Origin of the sequence: Candidatus Desulforudis audaxviator MP104C (assembly GCF_000018425.1) — a bacterium.
In the GTDB taxonomy this organism is placed as follows: Bacteria; Bacillota; Desulfotomaculia; order Desulfotomaculales; family Desulforudaceae; genus Desulforudis; species Desulforudis audaxviator.
In genome coordinates this window covers 424,938-443,114 of sequence record NC_010424.1, presented here as the reverse complement: position 1 = coordinate 443,114, position 18,177 = coordinate 424,938, and the positions used below count along the sequence as shown (strand labels likewise).

Here is an 18,177-nt window from a genome sequence, read left to right as displayed (position 1 = left end):
AGCCCCGTCAGGCCGCCTTCACCAGGCTCCTTAAGTCTATTCCTTGTTTTTGTCGCAGTCGGCCCACGGCCATCGCCAGCATCACCATCAGGGCCAACCCGCAACGCAGCTTCATCTTCTTCAAGCCCCGAATGAAATGCTTTTCAAATCCGTAGGCCTCGTCCAGGCGGGCATTTACCCTTTCTACCGCCGTACGCTTTTTGTAGAGTGTTTTCCACTTGTAGCTGGACCGCGCCAGCGGGGTGAAGATCCGCCGGTCTTCCACCAGGGGAATACGTATCCCACCGGTTGCGGCACATTGTTCCATGCCCCGGCACTCTACTCCGTAGTGCCGGGCCGGACAGCGGTATTTCAAGGTTTCCCGGTCTTTCTCAAATCCCCCGAAGGCCATCTCGCGATGTTTGTTTGTCTCGGGGCAGCAACAATAAACCGTTCCACGGTAATCGTAAACGATGTTCTCCTTACCGGTTACAAGCCACGTCTCCTCGCCGTCCCGCCACGTGTTGCGGATGTCAATCACGGGCTTGATCCGGTATTCGTCCCAGAGTTTCACGTTTAGCTTGATGTCGTCAAAGGCTTTGTCCGCCGCCAATGCCTCGCAGCGGGCCACAATCTCCGGATGCTCTTTCGCCACCCGATCAATGAGTATATGTCCCTCTTTCACGTCGCTGGCCGATGCCTTTGTCACCGCAAATCCCACCGGCAGTTCATAAACAGCGTCAACTACAAGGTGGAGTTTGTAGCCAAACCACCACACAACTTTTTCCCATAGGGTGCCGCCTTTCTTACGCCCCCGGTATGTTTTCCGGCCCCAGTCCGCATCGGTGTCCCGGCGCCCGTCAGGCTTTTGGACCTTCTCTTCTTCATCCCGCTTTTTGCCCCGGGCCAGACTGCTGACGGCTTTGCTGTCTATGGCCAAAATTCGACCGAAATCCGGTAGCAGCACTCTTATTTCATCCACCAGCCGCGTAAATATGTTTTCCACTTCGTCGGCGTGCCGCATCAGTTTCACCAAGATGCGGCTGTATATGTAAGAAGGCGGAACGGCATCCTCGCCCCGGGCCGGATCAAAACCGCAAAGTTCCCGCAACTGGCCGTTCCGGCAGAGTTCCCGCCGCAGGCTCTCCACAGACACGTGCTGAAATACGATCCCGGCCAGGATGGAGTTCCAAACCGCCCGCACCGGGTAATCATCCCGTCCCTTACCACGCTCTCTCTCCAGCTTTTGCATCAACTGCTCATCGGGCAGGTGGTTCACTACAAGCAAAAAACGTTCCAAGTCACCGAGTTCGTCGATTTCCTGCCACCCAAAAAGCCGCTGTTGTGGTATAATGGCCATAAGGGAAACCTCCTTCGTGGTTCTTTTTTGGTGGTTACAAAAAGGATTCTCCACAAAAGGGGGTTTTCCCTTCTTATTTCTCATTCTCCTTCGCTTTTTCTCCGCTTTTCTCCCTTGGGGTCAATTTTGCCGATCCGCCCGTTACCCATCCCTGCAAACCGCATAAAATCCGGATTGGACCGGGGTAAAATGTTTTTTCCGCAACTCTAAAACAGCCTATTTATCTTTTCTCCCGAACATCGCAAATGGCTTACTTCACCCAGCGGCGATGGGGAAAGTCTGAATGGGGTTCGAAGAAATAACCGCCCGTCACCTTCCCGATTCCCAACACCACGGCCCCGTCGCAGGCCAGCACCAGGTCCCCCTCCACCATACCAAAAAGAAAATTCCAGAGCTGTGCGGTCTGGTTGCCCACCGCCTGCGGCGTATTGGGATACTTCTGGGCATCAGGGCGCGCAACTTCTCCCGCTGCTCGCGGTTCTCCCAGAAGCCGGACAGATCCCCCAGGTCCGGCCACCCGACTGCCACCAGGCCGCCGTCCCGCATCAGGTCCCAGCGGTTCCGGGGCTCGGTCTCGTCGCTGGTGCCCACCCGCCAGTAGCGGTACGGCCGGCCGTTGCGTATCACGAGCAAGTGACCTAAATGGTTCAGGTGCAGCCCCAGTTCCGCCGCCAAGCGCACGAACCGGCCGGCCGCCAGGTAACGGCCCTCGCCCTCCGGTGGCTCCTGCAGAAGCTTAATCAGGTGGAAGCGCTGGTAATCGGCAACATGGAAGAAATCGAGCTTCTCCGGATACAGCAGACTGAAATACTTGTGACCCCAGGCCGTATTGCCCACGTTTGGACACTGCGCGTCCATCTCCTGCTGCAGCCGCAGGTAATCCTCATCCGAAGCGTTGCGGGGTAAGCCTTCCAGCAGCGCGGCACCGGCCACGAGTTGATCCCGGTGCTTCCGGGCCACGGCCACCGCCTCATCCAGCGACAGCTCGCGCGTTTCAACCGGGCTGCCCGTCACCCACGCCCCGGTCTCTTTCCGGCGGTAAATACCGAACTTCAGCGCACTGCCGCCGTAGATACTCCCGAAATAAGCCGGAAACTCCTCGTCATCCTTGAACTCCAGCCAGTAAACCAGGCTGTCCGGATTGCTGTGATTGTGAATGGTCTCCAGCAGCGCCTCCCCGTCCAGGCTTGCCAGTTGTGCTGGCCCGAACCGCCGCCGAAAAGTGCCATAGTACGCAGCCAACCGCGCCGCCGAAGCCAGCTTCCCCTCAGCAGTCATCTTCTGATACATTTTGAGGAGTTCTTCTTGCAGTGTTTGCATCATCCAGCATCATCGCTCCTTAAGGCCCATACCTAAGCCCATCCATTCTTTTGGTTCCGTCAATATCACTGATCAAGGTGACACCGTCCAGCTTCTCGACCGCCCTTAACGCATGAACCGGCAGACGGCTGATCAAGTCCGGACTGTGTGTGGTCAATAACAACTGGGTCCGCCCGGCGGCTTCCTTCATTACGTCCGCAAGCACGGCCAGCGCACCGGGATGAATGGTCAACTCGGGTTCCTCTATGGCCAGCAAGGTCGGCGGGGAGTCCTGGTAAAGCGCGGCCGGCAGACCAAGCACCCTTAGCGTACCGTCCGACTCCTGGGAAGCGTCAAACCGGTGCTCCCCTTTCTCATAACCATGCAACAGCTTTATTACCAGATAGCCCCCGACCTTCTGCACCTGGGAATCCCTTGTATCCGGCACCACCTTATCAAGCGCCGCCTTAAAATCAGGCAGCCAACGACTGTTCTTATCCATGAATTTCAAAAACACCGATAAAGCCATCTGCTTTATCGACTCTCTTCCACTCTTTGCTTGTAGAGCGATAGAATCTCCCGTGCGCAGGCTTCGGCATCCCGCATGATCGTTTTGCCCCAGTAGGTAAGGACTATCCATCCATCACTTTGCATCTGGTTTCGTTTCTTCGCATCAAGTTCTAATGTGTCCGGGTTTCCGTGAAAAGCAAAGCCGTCACAGAAAACCGCAATCTTGGCGTCCGGGTACGCAAAGTCCGGTATGGTAATAAGCCTACCATCCTTGCGATATTCATATTGAGCCATGGGCGAGGGTAAGTCGGCTATCCCGCACAATGCCTCAAAAAGACGCTTTTCGATAGGAGACTGGACATTCTGATGTCCCGGGGGTCTCCCCTCTTCTTGGAGCTCACACCGGCGCTGATCCAGTTGGTCATAAAGAAACTTAATTGCCGACCCACCCGTGGCCTCAATCGGTTCAACCGATTCCATCTTCGAGATCGTGAGCAGCAAGTCTCTGACGCGTTCCTTGTCGAAGAAAGGATGCCAACGCTGATTACGGTAGTGCTTAAGGCAGAGATAACACGCCTTTGCACAGGTATGGCCGTAAAGCCGTTCCCGGGCAGCCTCTGCAATTTCCGGCAAGCGGCGGGCAATTTCTTCGACGTAACCCGCTCCTCCAGGTACAGTTTCGTAAATAACGATTTCCTCTACCGTCTGACCTTCGGGAGAAAGCCTCGGAAACGCCGCAAGCTCGTAAGGTTCAAGTTCCAGAAGATCACCGGCTCCCGCAAGCAGGGCTTCGGCCAGGGTTACTGTGGTCGGAGACAGTGTCGTGCGCCCGATGGTTCTTGTGTCTTGCCGGCTCGGAACATTCAAAACTATGCAGTCTGTGTGAAATTGATACGCCAATACAAGAGGGACCGGTTCACCAGAACATAGACGGGTATGGTTCTCCCGCCATTTTTGAATGGCGCTTGCATGTTGTGGATTGGAAGGATCACGATCTAAGTGGCGTCCACAATCCGGACATAGCCAGAACCGCATCCCATCGCCCGTTTTCGAGTCGGAGCGCCCCCAGTTTGTAATTAAGACCTCGGCAAGCTGGCGATATTCAACGGGCACAAAAGGATAGGGGTAGAGACGACACTGCTGGTCCTCTCGTCTGACAAGACTTTCACGCCTTATATGGTACTGGCGTTGTCTTGATTCCTCATCAGATCCGATACGCAAAGACTCCTCGGCCTCGAAGGCATCTACGAAAACGCATTCCACCGCTCTCGGCATGGTAGCTCCGCAGTGCGGGCAATTGTTTCGGATATCGTCAACCACTTCATCGCAACGCTCGCAAAATTGAAAAGAACGCAACCGTCCCGCCGTCTCGGCGTCACTTCGGCCCGGCCGCTCTCCGGACGAACCAGGACCGCCAGCAAAAAGAACGCGGATTGATCGCAGCTTATGTCCATTAGCATAGACAAAATTACCCGGTGCGAATTCTTCAATGGCCACCGCCGCGTGCCGGAAGAGCGTCGGAGTATCCACCACCCCAGGATCCAAACTGAATGTGTCCACGGGGAACTGATAGGCAGGCAAAAGACCCTGTGTAGAAAAGTAGTTCAGCGTATAAGCACGTTCTGGATCTTGCGTAATCTCCTTGAAGGCCCGCTGCCTTGCCGCGGCCTTTTTCATATCATGGACCGGCGAACCTACGGCTGAATACTGGCGAAACTCCCGATCCAGTTGCTGAACCCGGTGCCACCAGTTTTCCAGAACGGTTTTCAAGTCTTGGGGGAAAGCTTCTACAAGCCTCTCGCACTCGGCAAAACCGTAGCGATCTGTTCTGCCAACCGCCTGGTCAGGAGCAAAAACCTGTACCAACTGGCCAGTAAGTTCTCCGGCGTTAACCCGTATTTCCTCAAATAGGTCATTCAATACCTCCAGCTTCGCCCGACCGGGAGAGCGCACATCGTCGAGAAAGTCGCCCATCAATTGTGGAAGTTGTGCCCGTACCGACTCGAGGAGGAATGACCGTAAGTGCCTTTCCACAATCCGGGGGTTATCCAGACGAAGTCGCGGGGGTGCAAAGTGTCCGGCCACCAGCCAAGCAGGGTTTTCGAAAGCATGCCGGTCATGGGCCCCACCTGCGCAAAAGGTGGATACAAACCCGATGCGCAACCGGCGACCAGCACGGCCCACGCGCTGAACGTAGTTGGCCGGTGTCGGAGGAGCGTTTCTGAGTGCAACGGTCACAAGAGGACCAATGTCCACACCGAGTTCAAGTGTGGGCGTACAGATGAGAGCATCGAGCTTGCCTTCCTTGAAGGATGTTTCGCGCTTGGCACGCTCCTCACCTGGAATTTGAGCACTGTGTTCCGCAACGGCGAGCCTTCGAGGTGGTCTGCTCGTATAGAGATGAACATAGTAGTTGTCACACTCAAGCAGCGCCGGCTGTAATTGTCCTTGGCTGCATTTAGGCGTGGGGCAAGTCGGAAAGTCGTATGGTCTCCAGGTTTGACAGGCGTTACAGCGATACCCATCCTCGGGTTGAACCAACCGAATAACGTTGTGGTTGATCTGCAAAACCCTGAGCGAACCAATTCTCTCGGTCTGGGGAATAGGGAAGTTGAGAACCGGAACGAGTAATTCCAGCCGCACAAGCATGGGGATAACAGCTCTCAGAAAGACCTCGGCCCCACTGCGGGTCCCGATGATTCGCGCAGTGACCTTCTGTACAGCAGTCAGTTGGCCTGCGCGTGGATTCTCCTGGTAGAAGCCAAGGATGTTTCCCGATCGCGATTTTCTGATGTGATCCGGCCGGTCCAGGACAAACCCCCTTTGCATTCCGATCACGTTCGGGAAAACGCACGTTGTACGGTTCAGCTTCGAGTTCTCGATAACGCCGTTTCCTATTTGGATCTACATAATCCTGGAAGAAATCATAATCCACAGCACGATTTCGGCGCATGATGTCCAAGATTGCACGAACCAGGGTCACGGCCGTGGAAACATCCAGGTTCGCGTTAGACGCTGTTTCGACAAAAGTATCTTCTTTACACAAATCCTCCAAGTACTCATACTCGACCGCTACGAGCCCTAGGTTCTCCAAAGAAGCGCGCTGGCGGGTATAGCGTGTGAATTCGTTTGCCAACTCGTAGGTGATGGCATCCAGCCAACGCTGACGTTCCGGCCTCGTCGGCCGTCCTTTGATGATGCCAAGCTTCAAGTATTCGTCAAATAGACGCTGAGGCAGTTCCTGCAGGTAAATGCCATCTGCACCCGCCTGCCTGACTTCGTGGGCTACCAGGTGCCGTAGTGCGAAAGAACGGTGTTTGTCGGCGGTATATCCAGCCTGGTGCGCCACGTCCTGCCGGTTATCCGCAAAAACTAGAAGCTTACGGTCTTCACCCTGTAATAAGTCCAAATGGTGCGTCGTAAGGGCGGAGACTGTGGAGGCTGTTCCGGTACGCAGGGGAGTAACAATGTCGCCCCGGGTATAGATGTCGCCACAGGCCGGACAGGTGTGCAGCGCACCCCGATGCAGGAGATACCTCACACCTTCCCGATTACAGACGGAACAAGAAGCACCTTCGGGTAGAACCCTTCCGCACCCGACGCAAACCGAAACTGGATCAAGACGTGCTTCGGCATCCTTCCGCCGACGAGGCTGTCGCAGTGTAGGTGCTGCCTCGGACTCTTCTTCCTCATCGGCAACTCCCGGTGCCTCAGAAAGCTCGTGAACTTGGTGGGTTAAAAAGCCGGTTTGGTCATCGCTGAAGAAATCTCCGGTGCCCACCGGAAGGTCGTCATCCGCACGCTCAAAACGCACCTTTACAAAATCCTGTCCGCAGGTGCGACACAGGGCAGCCGGACGGGCGGCCGAACCACACTTGGGGCATTCTGTACCTCCCTGCGGTACCAAGGCCCGGCAAGCCGGATTCAAACAAAGTGAAACGTCATAGACTCCGTGAAAGAAAGTGTGCAATTTTAGACGGAGGCGGGGAGGGTGTTCCTCTTCGCCTATGCTTCCTACCAGCAGGTAGGCCTCCACCTCGAGGCGGACGGTTTCCTCCGGCTGGTTCGCCCGATCTGGAAAACGCTTACGCAATGTCATAACGGCGTCTGCCAGGGATGCTGGCTTGGCAAAGACTTCTTCGATGGTTTGCACAACGGCATTGCTCCTGAGTACGGCTCCAATACGCTCTGCAACCGGACCATCCGTTGCGCACGCCCGGCCCGTAAGTTGCTCAGCCAGAGCAATGACTGCGTCTGTGTCTTCATAGTCGAGGGAACGAAGGAAATCCTCATTCAACGCGGGTGACGGGGGTGTCCAGAGATTGTCATACCGCGCCGGAGGAACCGTGGTTTCGGCAATGATGTCCTCTTCTTGAAATACTTCACCAAAAAGGATAGTAGCGAAATCCGCCAAGGCTTGAGCGCCACCGGCACCGCTAGCCACCGTCGCCGACGTGCCGATTCCGATCAGTTCCCCCGGTTTCAACCCGGCATGTGTCTTCAAGCGACGAATAAGGCAGGCGATCTCCGTGGCCAATGCTCCCCGGTACGAGTGCAACTCGTCCAGCACGAGGAAACGAAGGGAAGGCGTAAATAGAGCACGATCCCCGGTACGGATCAAGAGAAACTCCAGTTGTTTGTAGTTGGTGAGGAGGATATCCGGCGGAGCACGGCGGATATGGACCCGGGTTAGACGTTCGGTCTCAGCGGGTTGCTCGGTCAAGTTTTGGGAGGCCGTGTCGCTGTCGCCGGTGTAAAGAGCAAAGGAGAGATCCAGGCCTGTTCCGCGCAACAAGCGCCTCAGTCGTTCCAGTTGGTCGTTGGCCAGAGCGTTCATGGGGTACAGAAGTACGGCCTGAACACCACTAATGCCCTCGCGCTTGCGGCGCGTGATCCCGTCCAATACCGGCAGCAGAAACGCCTCCGTTTTACCAGAGCCGGTGCCGGTGGTAACCACAAACGGCCGACCGGCCCGACCGGCCTCAAAGGCCACTTCCTGATGGCGATACAACCGCTCATCACCAAACGGCCAGCGCGCTTTGAGTAGGTCCGGCTCGGCCCGGCCCGCTTCCACGAGTTCATCCAAGGTCGCACCGCGCTCAAAGTCCCGCGAGAGGGTCACATAAGGCCCCTTGACAACCACATCCACTCGGGACAAGTGCTGTTCGAATTGCTGGCGCAGATGATCATCAAGAAATCGATATGACGTTCGCAGAAAGCGGCGGTATTCATCGACCACGTGGCGAACGCAAGCCACGGCGGATGTTTTCATGCTTCGATCTCCTTCTCCAACCGTGAGATAATTGAATCAACTCTTGTCTTCAAAAGAGGACGGCGGATATTATTTTGCACGTTCTTGAGTTTTTGCAGAAGATATTGTCTTGTAGTTCGCTTTCCTGCTTTTGAAATAACTTCCACTTCAAAGATTCTGTCGATCAGGATCTCTTCCTGAAAATCGTCGAAAAGTGAATTAATTTGTTTTTGGGTACCGACTTCATCATCATGTAAAAGGCCGAAATAAAAGCGGCCAAGTCGCTGCATTTTTGCATCACTATCATACAAAAGTTCATTCGCCAACTTGGTCAAATCCTCGCATGGTAATTGAGCAAGGCTTTGCATCAAGGTCCTCTTAACTTCTCTGTTATCCACTTCGTTGTAAAGTTTCCGTAGAGACCTGAGTTCTCGCTTACTTAACTGTTTCAAACCCACAAGAATCGCTGCTTGCTGGCGAACGTACCAATGCTCCTTCTTTGATCGAAGCCTTTGTTTTGCCTCTTTCCACACCTCGGAGGGAAGATCACGCTGATACCGTAACGCCATAAAGCAGTGTGCTTTCTGATATGGGAAAAGAAGCTTGTCCTGGCTTATAAAGTCAAATAATGTCCCCGCAATCTTTTTGAAGTTGCGTTCTTGAAAACGAAAATAGCGGACCGCGCTGTTTAGTAACCTCGCGTCCGGGTTCTTCTCCATCTGTTTCAGCACGATATCAACCATACGACCACACTTGAGAAGCGTGTATCCGGTTATCAATCGTCTGAATAGGCGCAACTCGTTCTTTTGGATAAGGCTCTTGCGGCCTTTCACCTTTTTCAGTTGTCTGTTAAGCTCCTCAGCGAAATCTTTTCGTTCCTGAGCAGTCAATGTGGATTTCTTTTTGATCTGTTCGATGACGTCATTTACTGCCTCCAATCGGGGATCAAAGAATTCCTGGCGAATCTCTTTATCTTCTTCGAGAATGCGTGTTTTCGCTCCTTGGATATTAAGACGAAGTTCCCGAAGTTTTTCATTCATTAAGAATAAAGCATCGCGAGCCGTAGGAAGATCTTTTGTCAGAACCTTGACATCATCTATATAGCGGAGGTATTTGACATCCCGCCGCTTAGCAAAGGTTTGAAACGCAGTATCCAAGGGCAACAGGTAAATATTCCCCAAAAAACTGCTTACGCCATTCCCCTGGGGGATGCCCCTTGCTGATGCACCACCAAGGACAACTGGCCAAGTCCAATGTTCAAGCAAACTGATAAGAAAATTAATGATACGGGGTTGACGCGGGAGGTAATGCAATAATAGATCACGCAATAATCTGAGATCAATGTTTTCAAAGTAGGCTACAATATCAGAGACAACCATGTACTTGAAGCCCTGCTCTTCGTAAGCAATTTTCACCTCTTGTATGAATAGTGGCCATGCTTCGTACCAGGGTTCGATGAAATCAACCTGTTTAATAATGGTTGATTTCTTCAAGAACGGGAATTTGAGGATTTCGTGGTCACGGAAGAGTTCTTTTTTACTTTTTCCTTTCTTAACACGCCACGAATAAACAAAATCAGGAAGCTTATTGTCAAGCGGTGGCGCGATAAGACAAGCAATGGCAAATAACACGATTTTGTCTTCAATAGATAAAACTGTCCCTGGACGCACAGAAAGGCTCGACTTTGGAATATCCATGGTCAGTAGAGATCTTGGGTGATAGGTGTAAGTCCTCAAGCTGTGTGCAATGCCTTGTAGATAATTATCGAGCCGAAACGCAAAATCGGAATACCGATAAGGGTCAAACATAAAATCTGTACGAGCGTCATTCCGGGCCAAGTGCCACGCCCGCCGAAGAAGATTGAGGTCCCCAAGTTGGTCATAGAAATCCTTAACCACGGTTCTTGCCCTCTCTTTCGCCGGACAAAAAGCCGAAGTTGCGCAAACCAGAAAGTGTTCCGGTAATTAACTCGAGCGTGAACTCCTTCTGGTCCAGCTTGTGCGCCCATTCTTCTGATGCGCTCAGGTGCGCAAGAATGCTCTCAACAGTCACAACGCTGCCCTGAGCAATTAGTTCACGCGCCGCTAAGTCTACGGTGGTCCAGCGGCCCAGGGTGTCATCCTGGTAAGTTCGGAACTGTTTGATCACGGCTGAGGCTTGTGCCCGTGAAATATGAATATAACGTTCAGCGTAATTAAGTGCCTCGTCTATCCTTGGCCCCGGTTCGAAGTGGGTGTCATCCACTGCAACCAGCCACTGTCGCTGATGGGTGGCAATGCCCTCCGGTCCGCGATAGCGGAGATTCGGGTCATAAGGCCCGGCCGCCTGCTTCAGGTAGTTCCGGAAGAGCCCAAGCTGCACAGCCCGCTCGATGAGGTAGATCATCTTGCCGGCGCGGTAGCGGCTGACGGGGTAACCGGGCGAATAAAGCTGGTATACCACCCAGGCGAAAATCACGGCCTGTTTGAACTGTGTCGGAGCTTCGCGAGACTTTGTGCTGCTGGCCGAGCGACGTGCTTTGATCCCATATGGGACCGATGCTTCCGCTGCTTCTGTCACCCCCGTGTGCTTTGGAAAGACACGAGTTCTTACTTCCCTTTTTATTTCTACCGTCTGTCGCTTCCATTCGGATACGCGTTCCCGCAAATAGGCGTAGAATTCCGGACACTTACGCGCGAAAACGAGGAAAGTGCTGAGAATGTACTCAAAGTCGTCCGGTGTCAGACCATAAGCTTCAGCCACGGCGCGGTTGGCAGACCACACGCAATCCCATATCGTCATTAAATCGGAAACATGCTGCGCTCCGGATGTAAGGGCACTCATTGTCCCAACTGACGGTAGACGTTGAACAACGGCAGACTGAGGAACTGCCACCCGAGACATGTACGTAAAGCTGAGATGAGTCGCTGCAGTACGTAGTCTGATAGTGAAATCTACTACGATGGCGTTTAGGACCGTAGTTGCTACGTTGGGCGCTTCATCTGTGACTAAACGTGCAAGCGTGTGTCCGGCACACGACTTCTCCGGTAGCACTGCCGCGATGCAGGTTCGTTCATTGGTGTTACTGGCAATGTCGCGGAAGACCACCTTTGGGCCCGGGTCGGGCACTTGGTCGTACTTCTTCATCGCCGCTTCCAGCCTCACCCAGCGCTCAATGGGTTTGATATCCACCAGGAACTGTTCGATATGTTTGCCTTCATAAAGCGGCCAGAAGCCTTTCTCAGCCATCCGTTCCCGGATTTCGGGCCAGGCAGCGGGGTCGTAGTACGGCGGCCGGTCGGTGGTGCCCGGCACATTGCCCAGGATCTGGCGTGGGTTCCACAGTTTGCCCGTACGCGGATCGGTCCACAGCTCCCGGTCGTTGGTCATATGGAATTCTGTATAGAACCGCGCGTTCCAGGTGCCGGAGCCCTGGTCGCCGAGGAGCGGGCGGCCCTCGTACATCCTGAGAACGATTTCCCGGTCGCGTGGATTACGGTACTCCAGGAACGCCAGTGTGCCGGACGAGAGGTACTTGAGTTCGCTCTTTTTGACCGGTACCATCCACGGCTTCCAATTGGTGCTGATCAATTCGTCCAACTCATGACGCATAAAGGCAGCCTCAAAACCGTCAGCCTCCGGCTTGCCCTTGCGAAAGACCAGGTTAACAAATTTATAGCGGGAGTCTATGTCAAAGATTTTTTTGCGGTTCTCGAAGGCGTAAAAGCGTTCGACCTGGGAGTCGTCTAATAACATATAGCGCAAACCAGTGCAGCCTTCGTTATTGTAAATGGCCGAGGGAACAACTAAACCTACGCGGCCACCCGCGTAAACCACCTGGTGGGCACGCTCAACAAAAAACTTAAACTTGTCCGGGTCACCACCCGTGTTCCTGCCGTCAACCTTCCAGTCTTGAAATTCATAATCACCGCCCTTCTTAAGACAGGCAGCGACGGTTTTTACACGGTCTTCATATGCCCTGAACTCGTCCGTAAGCCCAGGAATTGCAGCGTGAAGTTCGGCGATCCGCCGGTCCAACTCGCCTCCCACAAACGCCCGGATGAAAATATCGTACTTGCCATAAAATTCCTTCTTGTCCGGTTTGATCTTGTCCCACGGAGGATTACCGAGCACGACATCAAACCCCGGCCTTGCCGGATCGAGAAAAACTTCGGGAAACTCTAACTCCCAGTGCAGGAAACGCTCGCGACGGCGGACCTGTTCGAATGCATCCCACCAAGGGCGGGAGCGGGCGTAGGCCTCCAGTTGCCCAGGCTTCGTCACATACCCGCATAGTACAGTCCATTCGCCCCAGATCTCCGGGATGAATGCCGAAGATGAACGGAGATCAAAAAGAAGCCGGGCCGCACCAAGGATCCTTTCGGCCTCCCTCAGTTGGTACTGTTTGAATTCCTGTTCCTCAATGGTTTCCGGTTCAACATCACCACCGTCAGCGGCACGGTCAATCAACCGGCGTGTTTCCGCGGCTTCGTGAACAACTTTTCGTACGTGATCGGCGAAGGTGGTGTACAGGCTTATCTGGCCATTGGGCTGCCGCTTCTCCATGGACGGCAACGGCGGGTCGTCGAGGCGTTTGAGCCAGGTGCCCAACAGGGAGTTGCCGCAACGAACATGGTGTTCAAAATAGGTGAGCGGCCGGTCGCCGGCCAAGGACTCGATCCACAGCGCCACCCGTGCCAGATTGACGGCGGTGGGGTTTAGGTCTACGCCGAAAAGGCAGCGTTCGGCGATCCGGCGCTTGCACCATGCCCGGGCTTCGGAGTTGGTGGCGCGCGCTTCCTCATCCGACACCTGCCAGTCGCTGTCCCAACGTTGGCCTGTGGTACTGCGGAATTGCGGGGGACCCTTGGCGCCGTACCCTTCTGCATAGGCGCGATGTAACTCACGGCCCAAGAAACGCATGGCCTCGACCAGGAAGTGTGCACTACCGCAAGCGGGGTCAAGGACACGCAGGCTTTCAATTTCAGCAGGACTCTTCCCTTCAGCCAGCGGCCCAAGCGCGTGATAGACAAGATCCCGCACCAGGGGAAGCGGGGTATAAAAGGAACCAGTACCTTTGCGCGCTGACCCCGGGACGAAGTGGAAATCCCCGCGCTCCAGGCGGCGCACAAGGCGGGCGGCGGCACCTTTTTTGACTCCTTTGTCCTCCGGTTCCTCGCCTTCTATGTCCGTCTGCGCATTCTCCGCATCTTCGTCTTGAACCAATTCGTCCTCAACATCCGCTTCCCCGTCATCCTCTTCGGGTGCTTCGGGATGCAGGTATTCCGCCTCCGTCCCGGCGACAACGGCAAAATCGCCCTTTAAAATCAGGGCTTTTTCTTCATAGAGGCGGGCGATTTCGCCCGGCGGCAAAGCATAAATCCTGCCCTGCACCCGCACCTCGATGGTAGTATTTTGAGCAACCTGCGGCTCATACTCCAGCAGACCCTCGTACACAGCACCCAGCTGCTCGATGTCAAGCTCACGGAAGGAAACCCGTTCGCGCCCGATACCGCGGCGAGGAGCAGTGGTGGTAAGGTCGAGGAGAACCCGGACAATGATCCTGTCGGGCAGTTCCGCGGCATCAAGCAGGCGACCATCCGGCGTGTCGGCTTTGAAAAGATCGCCGCCTCGCGGTGGGATGTGTTCCCAGGGGGTAATCCGCGGCAGGCCCTGGTCGTAAATGCGGAACAAGGCTTTAAGGCGCATCCAGAGGCCGGCACTGTTCTCCGGCCAGTCACGGGTGGGGTCGCGCAAGAGATCATCGACCAGTCCGAGGATCGAATACGCCTCCCGGTACAACTTGTGCTCGTCCAATCTCGGATCCCGCGCCTCGGCATAGAGGATAAAAAGGATACGGTAAAGGGCGGTTAGGGCGGCGTCGCGGTACGCCATACGCTCCGTTTCAGTAATCGTGGCGGGGTCGGCGACACTTCCCCTCCGTACGGCATCTTGCAACAAACCACCGGTCAGTGACTCGGCCGCCGTGAAAACTGTGCGCTTAAGATCCTCCGAGACTTTCTCGGCATGTTCTCTGCTTTCCGCCTCGACCTGGCGTATGGGGAGACGCCCCTGATCATCGGGCTGATATTGAGAAAAGGTGAAGAGACGGTAAAAAACAGCAAACGATTCCGGGTCTTCATCGGTCGCCAACCCCGCGAGATCCACCTCGAGATAGGCACCGCGCGGGCCGTCGCCAGGTGCGCGCACCAACCGGATGCATTCTCCGGTGATTAGGAAACCGTAACTCAGATCGGCTCCCGTCAATGCTCTTTCCAACCGGCGCATAGGAACGGCGCTACCGCGACCGCTGTCCAGGTCCTCGTCCCAGGACCCGCAATAGACCGGCAGGAGCGGCTTGGCATCGTTGGCCTCGTCCTCAGCCGAACGAAAGAGATAGTGAATGCGGTTTTCCCCCGCTCCCAGATGAAATCCGAGGACGTCACGGAGGAGTGGACGGATGAATTGTTCCCGGCAGAGCGAAGCGTCAAAGGCACGTCCTTCGGCCCGTTCGTAAATACGCAAAAAGCGGCGGTAAGCAATACCAGTCTCCCGGTCTGAAATCTGCTTCCTTCTGCCCCGTCCCCGACCAAATACGCTCCCCAGGTAATAGTCGGAGAAGAAGCCGCGGACGTTTCTTAGGTGGCGAAAGATCACAAGCATTCCTCCGGCACCAGGAACAGCGCACCCAGCGGTCGCGGCTCATCCGGGTCGTCCACTTGCTCGAACTGGGCAATCTCTCCACGTCGTTTCTCTGCCTGCGCCTTTGCAACCGCACGTTTAGACTCGAAGCCGGTTGTTTTCACTTCTTCGAAGGAGAAAAGCCGCAATTGGCCTCCGGCTTCAACCAGACCTTTAGCTTGTCGTTCCTCGTTTTCGATTTCCTGCAGGCGGTCCGCCAGATCCCGCTCCAAGTCGTGCCGGAGTATCTCCGCCTGGCGCCGCCGATGCTCTTTAACCGCTACAACGTGTTCTTTCAAGTCAAGTTGTGCAGACTTTAAAGCTTTTTGCATCATAGCATCAAACTGAGTTTTGAACAGGCGCTCGAGGAGGTCGGCCGGCACCTCTCCCGCGTTCGCCTCTAACTGGAGCCATCGTAGCGCTTCCCCAGACGATCCAATCACCTGCAGATCCGGTGTGACCCGAATTGCCATTAGGTGTTCCTCAAGCAGACTACCCCCGCCGGTAATGCTCCCAAAATACGTAAAGACAACCGATGCAGCTTCGGAATCCGGAACCCGCCGGGCCGCCAGTCTGCGCGGAGGCAAGCTCCGTTCGTCGGGATACACCTGCAGGAGATGGCGGCGTGCCTCTGCCGCCATAGTTTGGACCAGCGGATGCAGAGGGGTGATGAACTCAACATCAGCCGCCCGATATTTGACGGCAATGGAACGCCGAAATGTGACCCGAGGATAGATCGCCTTAACATCTGGACCACGATAACGGATCGGAACTTGAACTCGGAAGATGTGTTTTTGATCGGTCGGCTTAAAGGATGAAGGTCCGATCAGATCAGCGACTATCCGTTCTAGTTCCTCATCATCCGGAAGTAGTGGATGAGCAGTGTTGAGTAAGTCCAGAAGCTTCCTGTTTTCGGATTCATCCGGCCCTCCCGCCGCTACCAGGGGATAAACATTACGCACAAAATCAGCCGTGCGGTCATCGAACAGACGAACGAGTGATTCCTTCCGCGCGTCAATATCCCCGGCTTCAGGGTCAAAATACACAAGACCCTGATCCAGTTCAGCCGTCCCTTGCAAGGTTCCCAGAATATCCGGCGTAGAAACCCGGTCATCTTGCATTCGCTCGATTTTTCCAACGAGGCGATGGAGAACGTCGTCTTCGGGACTGTCCGGGTAGTAAAGGTACCGAATTACCGGGGTTTGCGTCTGACCATACCGGTCCACCCGACCATTGCGCTGCTCCATCCGGTTTGGATTCCAGGGAAGTTCGAAATGGAAAACACGGTGGCAAGAACGCTGGAGATTCAGTCCTTCGCTTGCCGCATCCGTCGCCAGGAGCAAGCGCGTTTCTATCTCCTCGAACTTTTCCTGAACCCGCGCCCGCTGACGACCGCTCAAACCCCCACGGAGGATAACAAATCGCCCCGCGAGATCCTGTGATTTTTCGAGAGCTTCCCGGATGGCCTCCAGCGTATCCAGGTATTCAGTAAACACGATGATCTTATCATTCGGATTCCGCCCAAACACCGCGCGTATTTCTCGCAGAAGAACGTCGTGGGATCGCGTTCAGGAAGGCTGCGCAGTGTCTTCCGAATATCATTCAGGGCTCGAATCTCCGCTTTGCGCTGCTTCTCTTCCTTTGGAAGGGCTGACTTAATAATGCGGATGGCGGTTCGCTCCGCAGTCGCCTCATCGAGCGGGAGGTCTGCCTGCAGGTCGCGGATTTCTGCATTTGTGGGGGGAACTTCTTCTTCGTCCTTCTTTCGAAGCGCGTTTAGCCGGTTCTCTATCGTCTTTCCCAAAGCATTCCTGCTGGAGAGGGAACGCTTCTTAATAATTTGCATCGCAAACGTGACCTGTTCAGCATTTTCCGCCTCCTTGGCCGAACGAGCGGTCCGAGAACAGTATGCCGCAACCTTCTTAAGGAGTTCCCGTTCAGCGCCTTTGACCTCTACCGGAATGCCTTGGACATCTCGGCGCGGGAAAACCGGTTCCTCTGTGCCGTTGGGAAGTTTGTGCACAATTTGGGGTTTCATACGCCGTATCATCGCTCTCTGGACTCTGCGGGCGATAGTCTCCGGTTTGCCGTGAAACGTTGCCGCCGTGGGCTCAACCAGATTTATAAGTGAGCGAAAAGAGTGAGGGTACCCGTTATGAGGTGTCGCGCTCAACAGAATCAGGCCCTTGGCGGAATCCCGAAGGGCAAGACCGAGGCGAGTGCGTTGCGTACGGTATGGATTTGCAGGTGTCCCGGCTTCAGCAAGCCCATGCACCTCGTCTACAATAATGAGATCCCACTGCTTTCGAAGCGCTCGATCGCGAACCGTCTCCTTCTTCAGAAAATCAATGGATGTAAGGACTCTGGGCAGCGCCTCCCATGGACTGATGCCGGCCGGAAGCTGAGTCTGGACCCGGGCAAGTCCTGCTGCATTCTCGATTAACGTGAACTGCATGCCGAACTTCTCCTCAAGTTCGTCCTTCCATTGCAGGAGGAGACCTGGGGGCGTAACCACCAAAACGCGACGGGCTCGTCCTCGAGCAGCCAATTCAAGGAGCGCCAAACCTGCTTCAATGGTCTTGCCCAAGCCAACGTCATCTGCAATCAGGAGGCTGGGACGAGGCTTATTCAATAGTCTCAGTGTCGGGGCAAGTTGATAGGCTTCCAGGCAAACACGGCCGAATCGGGCTCCCGACAACACGGCTGTTTCACGCATCAAAGTCGCAGCGATGAGACGGTGGTCATTCGCCCATGAAGCAAAAGCGTTTAACCCCTTCACATCGAAATACAAGGACTCCGTCGGAAGAACAAAAAACTCATCCGGGGGAACCACAACAGAAATAGAACGTGGCTTTTCGGTGTCCAGGGATTCGAGTTCAAAAATTACTATATGTGGAGGCAAAGAACGCCGACCTCGTATACGCCACGCCCTTTGGCGCAGTTTGATACGATCCCCCACATTAACAGATAAATGATTGGCCACGCTAATGCTCCCCAGTTTCAAGTCAATCGATCATATTGCTTCTATGCTCAAACGGAATAATTCCGTACCGCCGCAAAAAGGCAAACTAACGCAAAAACACCTTATCCCTGCTTCTGGATAAACCTACAAGTTATT

At 54.7% G+C, this 18,177-nt stretch carries 9 protein-coding genes and 1 pseudogene; all 10 read right to left on the bottom strand.

The window, feature by feature from the left end; genetic code table 11:
- Window positions 1–7: 7 nt before the first annotated feature.
- Window positions 8–1,339, bottom strand: coding sequence for a transposase (locus DAUD_RS02080; RefSeq protein WP_012301369.1), 1,332 nt, complete (start codon window positions 1,337–1,339; stop codon window positions 8–10).
- 309 nt (window positions 1,340–1,648) lie between these two features.
- Window positions 1,649–2,662, bottom strand: coding sequence for a hypothetical protein (locus DAUD_RS02075; protein WP_012301541.1), 1,014 nt, complete (start codon window positions 2,660–2,662; stop codon window positions 1,649–1,651).
- Window positions 2,663–2,678: 16 nt separating this feature from the next.
- The gene (locus DAUD_RS02070; protein WP_166485068.1) at window positions 2,679–3,140 is read right to left on the bottom strand and encodes an AAA family ATPase; all 462 of its coding nucleotides are present in this window, start codon (window positions 3,138–3,140) and stop codon (window positions 2,679–2,681) included.
- 32 nt (window positions 3,141–3,172) lie between these two features.
- Window positions 3,173–5,068 (bottom strand): Zn-binding domain-containing protein, encoded by a 1,896-nt coding sequence (locus tag DAUD_RS02065; RefSeq protein ID WP_041570736.1) that lies wholly within the window; start codon window positions 5,066–5,068, stop codon window positions 3,173–3,175.
- Window positions 5,069–5,326: 258 nt separating this feature from the next.
- Window positions 5,327–5,689, bottom strand: a pseudogene (locus DAUD_RS13050) (helicase-related protein); the annotation flags it as partial.
- Window positions 5,658–8,420, bottom strand: coding sequence for a DEAD/DEAH box helicase (locus DAUD_RS12710; protein WP_041570734.1), 2,763 nt, complete (start codon window positions 8,418–8,420; stop codon window positions 5,658–5,660). The pseudogene DAUD_RS13050 and the gene DAUD_RS12710, both read right to left, overlap by 32 nt.
- Window positions 8,417–10,297 carry an RNA-directed DNA polymerase gene (locus DAUD_RS02050; protein WP_012301540.1) on the bottom strand — a complete coding sequence of 627 codons (1,881 nt, stop codon included), beginning with the start codon at window positions 10,295–10,297 and terminating at the stop codon, window positions 8,417–8,419. Before DAUD_RS02050 ends, DAUD_RS12710 begins: the two co-directional genes overlap by 4 nt.
- Window positions 10,290–15,041 carry an Eco57I restriction-modification methylase domain-containing protein gene (locus DAUD_RS02045; RefSeq protein ID WP_200858717.1) on the bottom strand — a complete coding sequence of 1,584 codons (4,752 nt, stop codon included), beginning with the start codon at window positions 15,039–15,041 and terminating at the stop codon, window positions 10,290–10,292. Before DAUD_RS02045 ends, DAUD_RS02050 begins: the two co-directional genes overlap by 8 nt.
- On the bottom strand, window positions 15,032–16,555 hold the full coding sequence (locus DAUD_RS02040; protein WP_166485066.1) for a helicase-related protein: 1,524 nt from the start codon (window positions 16,553–16,555) through the stop codon (window positions 15,032–15,034). Before DAUD_RS02040 ends, DAUD_RS02045 begins: the two co-directional genes overlap by 10 nt.
- The gene (locus DAUD_RS12260) at window positions 16,456–18,042 is read right to left on the bottom strand and encodes a DEAD/DEAH box helicase (protein WP_166485065.1); all 1,587 of its coding nucleotides are present in this window, start codon (window positions 18,040–18,042) and stop codon (window positions 16,456–16,458) included. The genes DAUD_RS02040 and DAUD_RS12260 overlap by 100 nt, the downstream gene beginning before the upstream one ends.
- Between the last annotated feature and the right edge of the window lie 135 nt (window positions 18,043–18,177).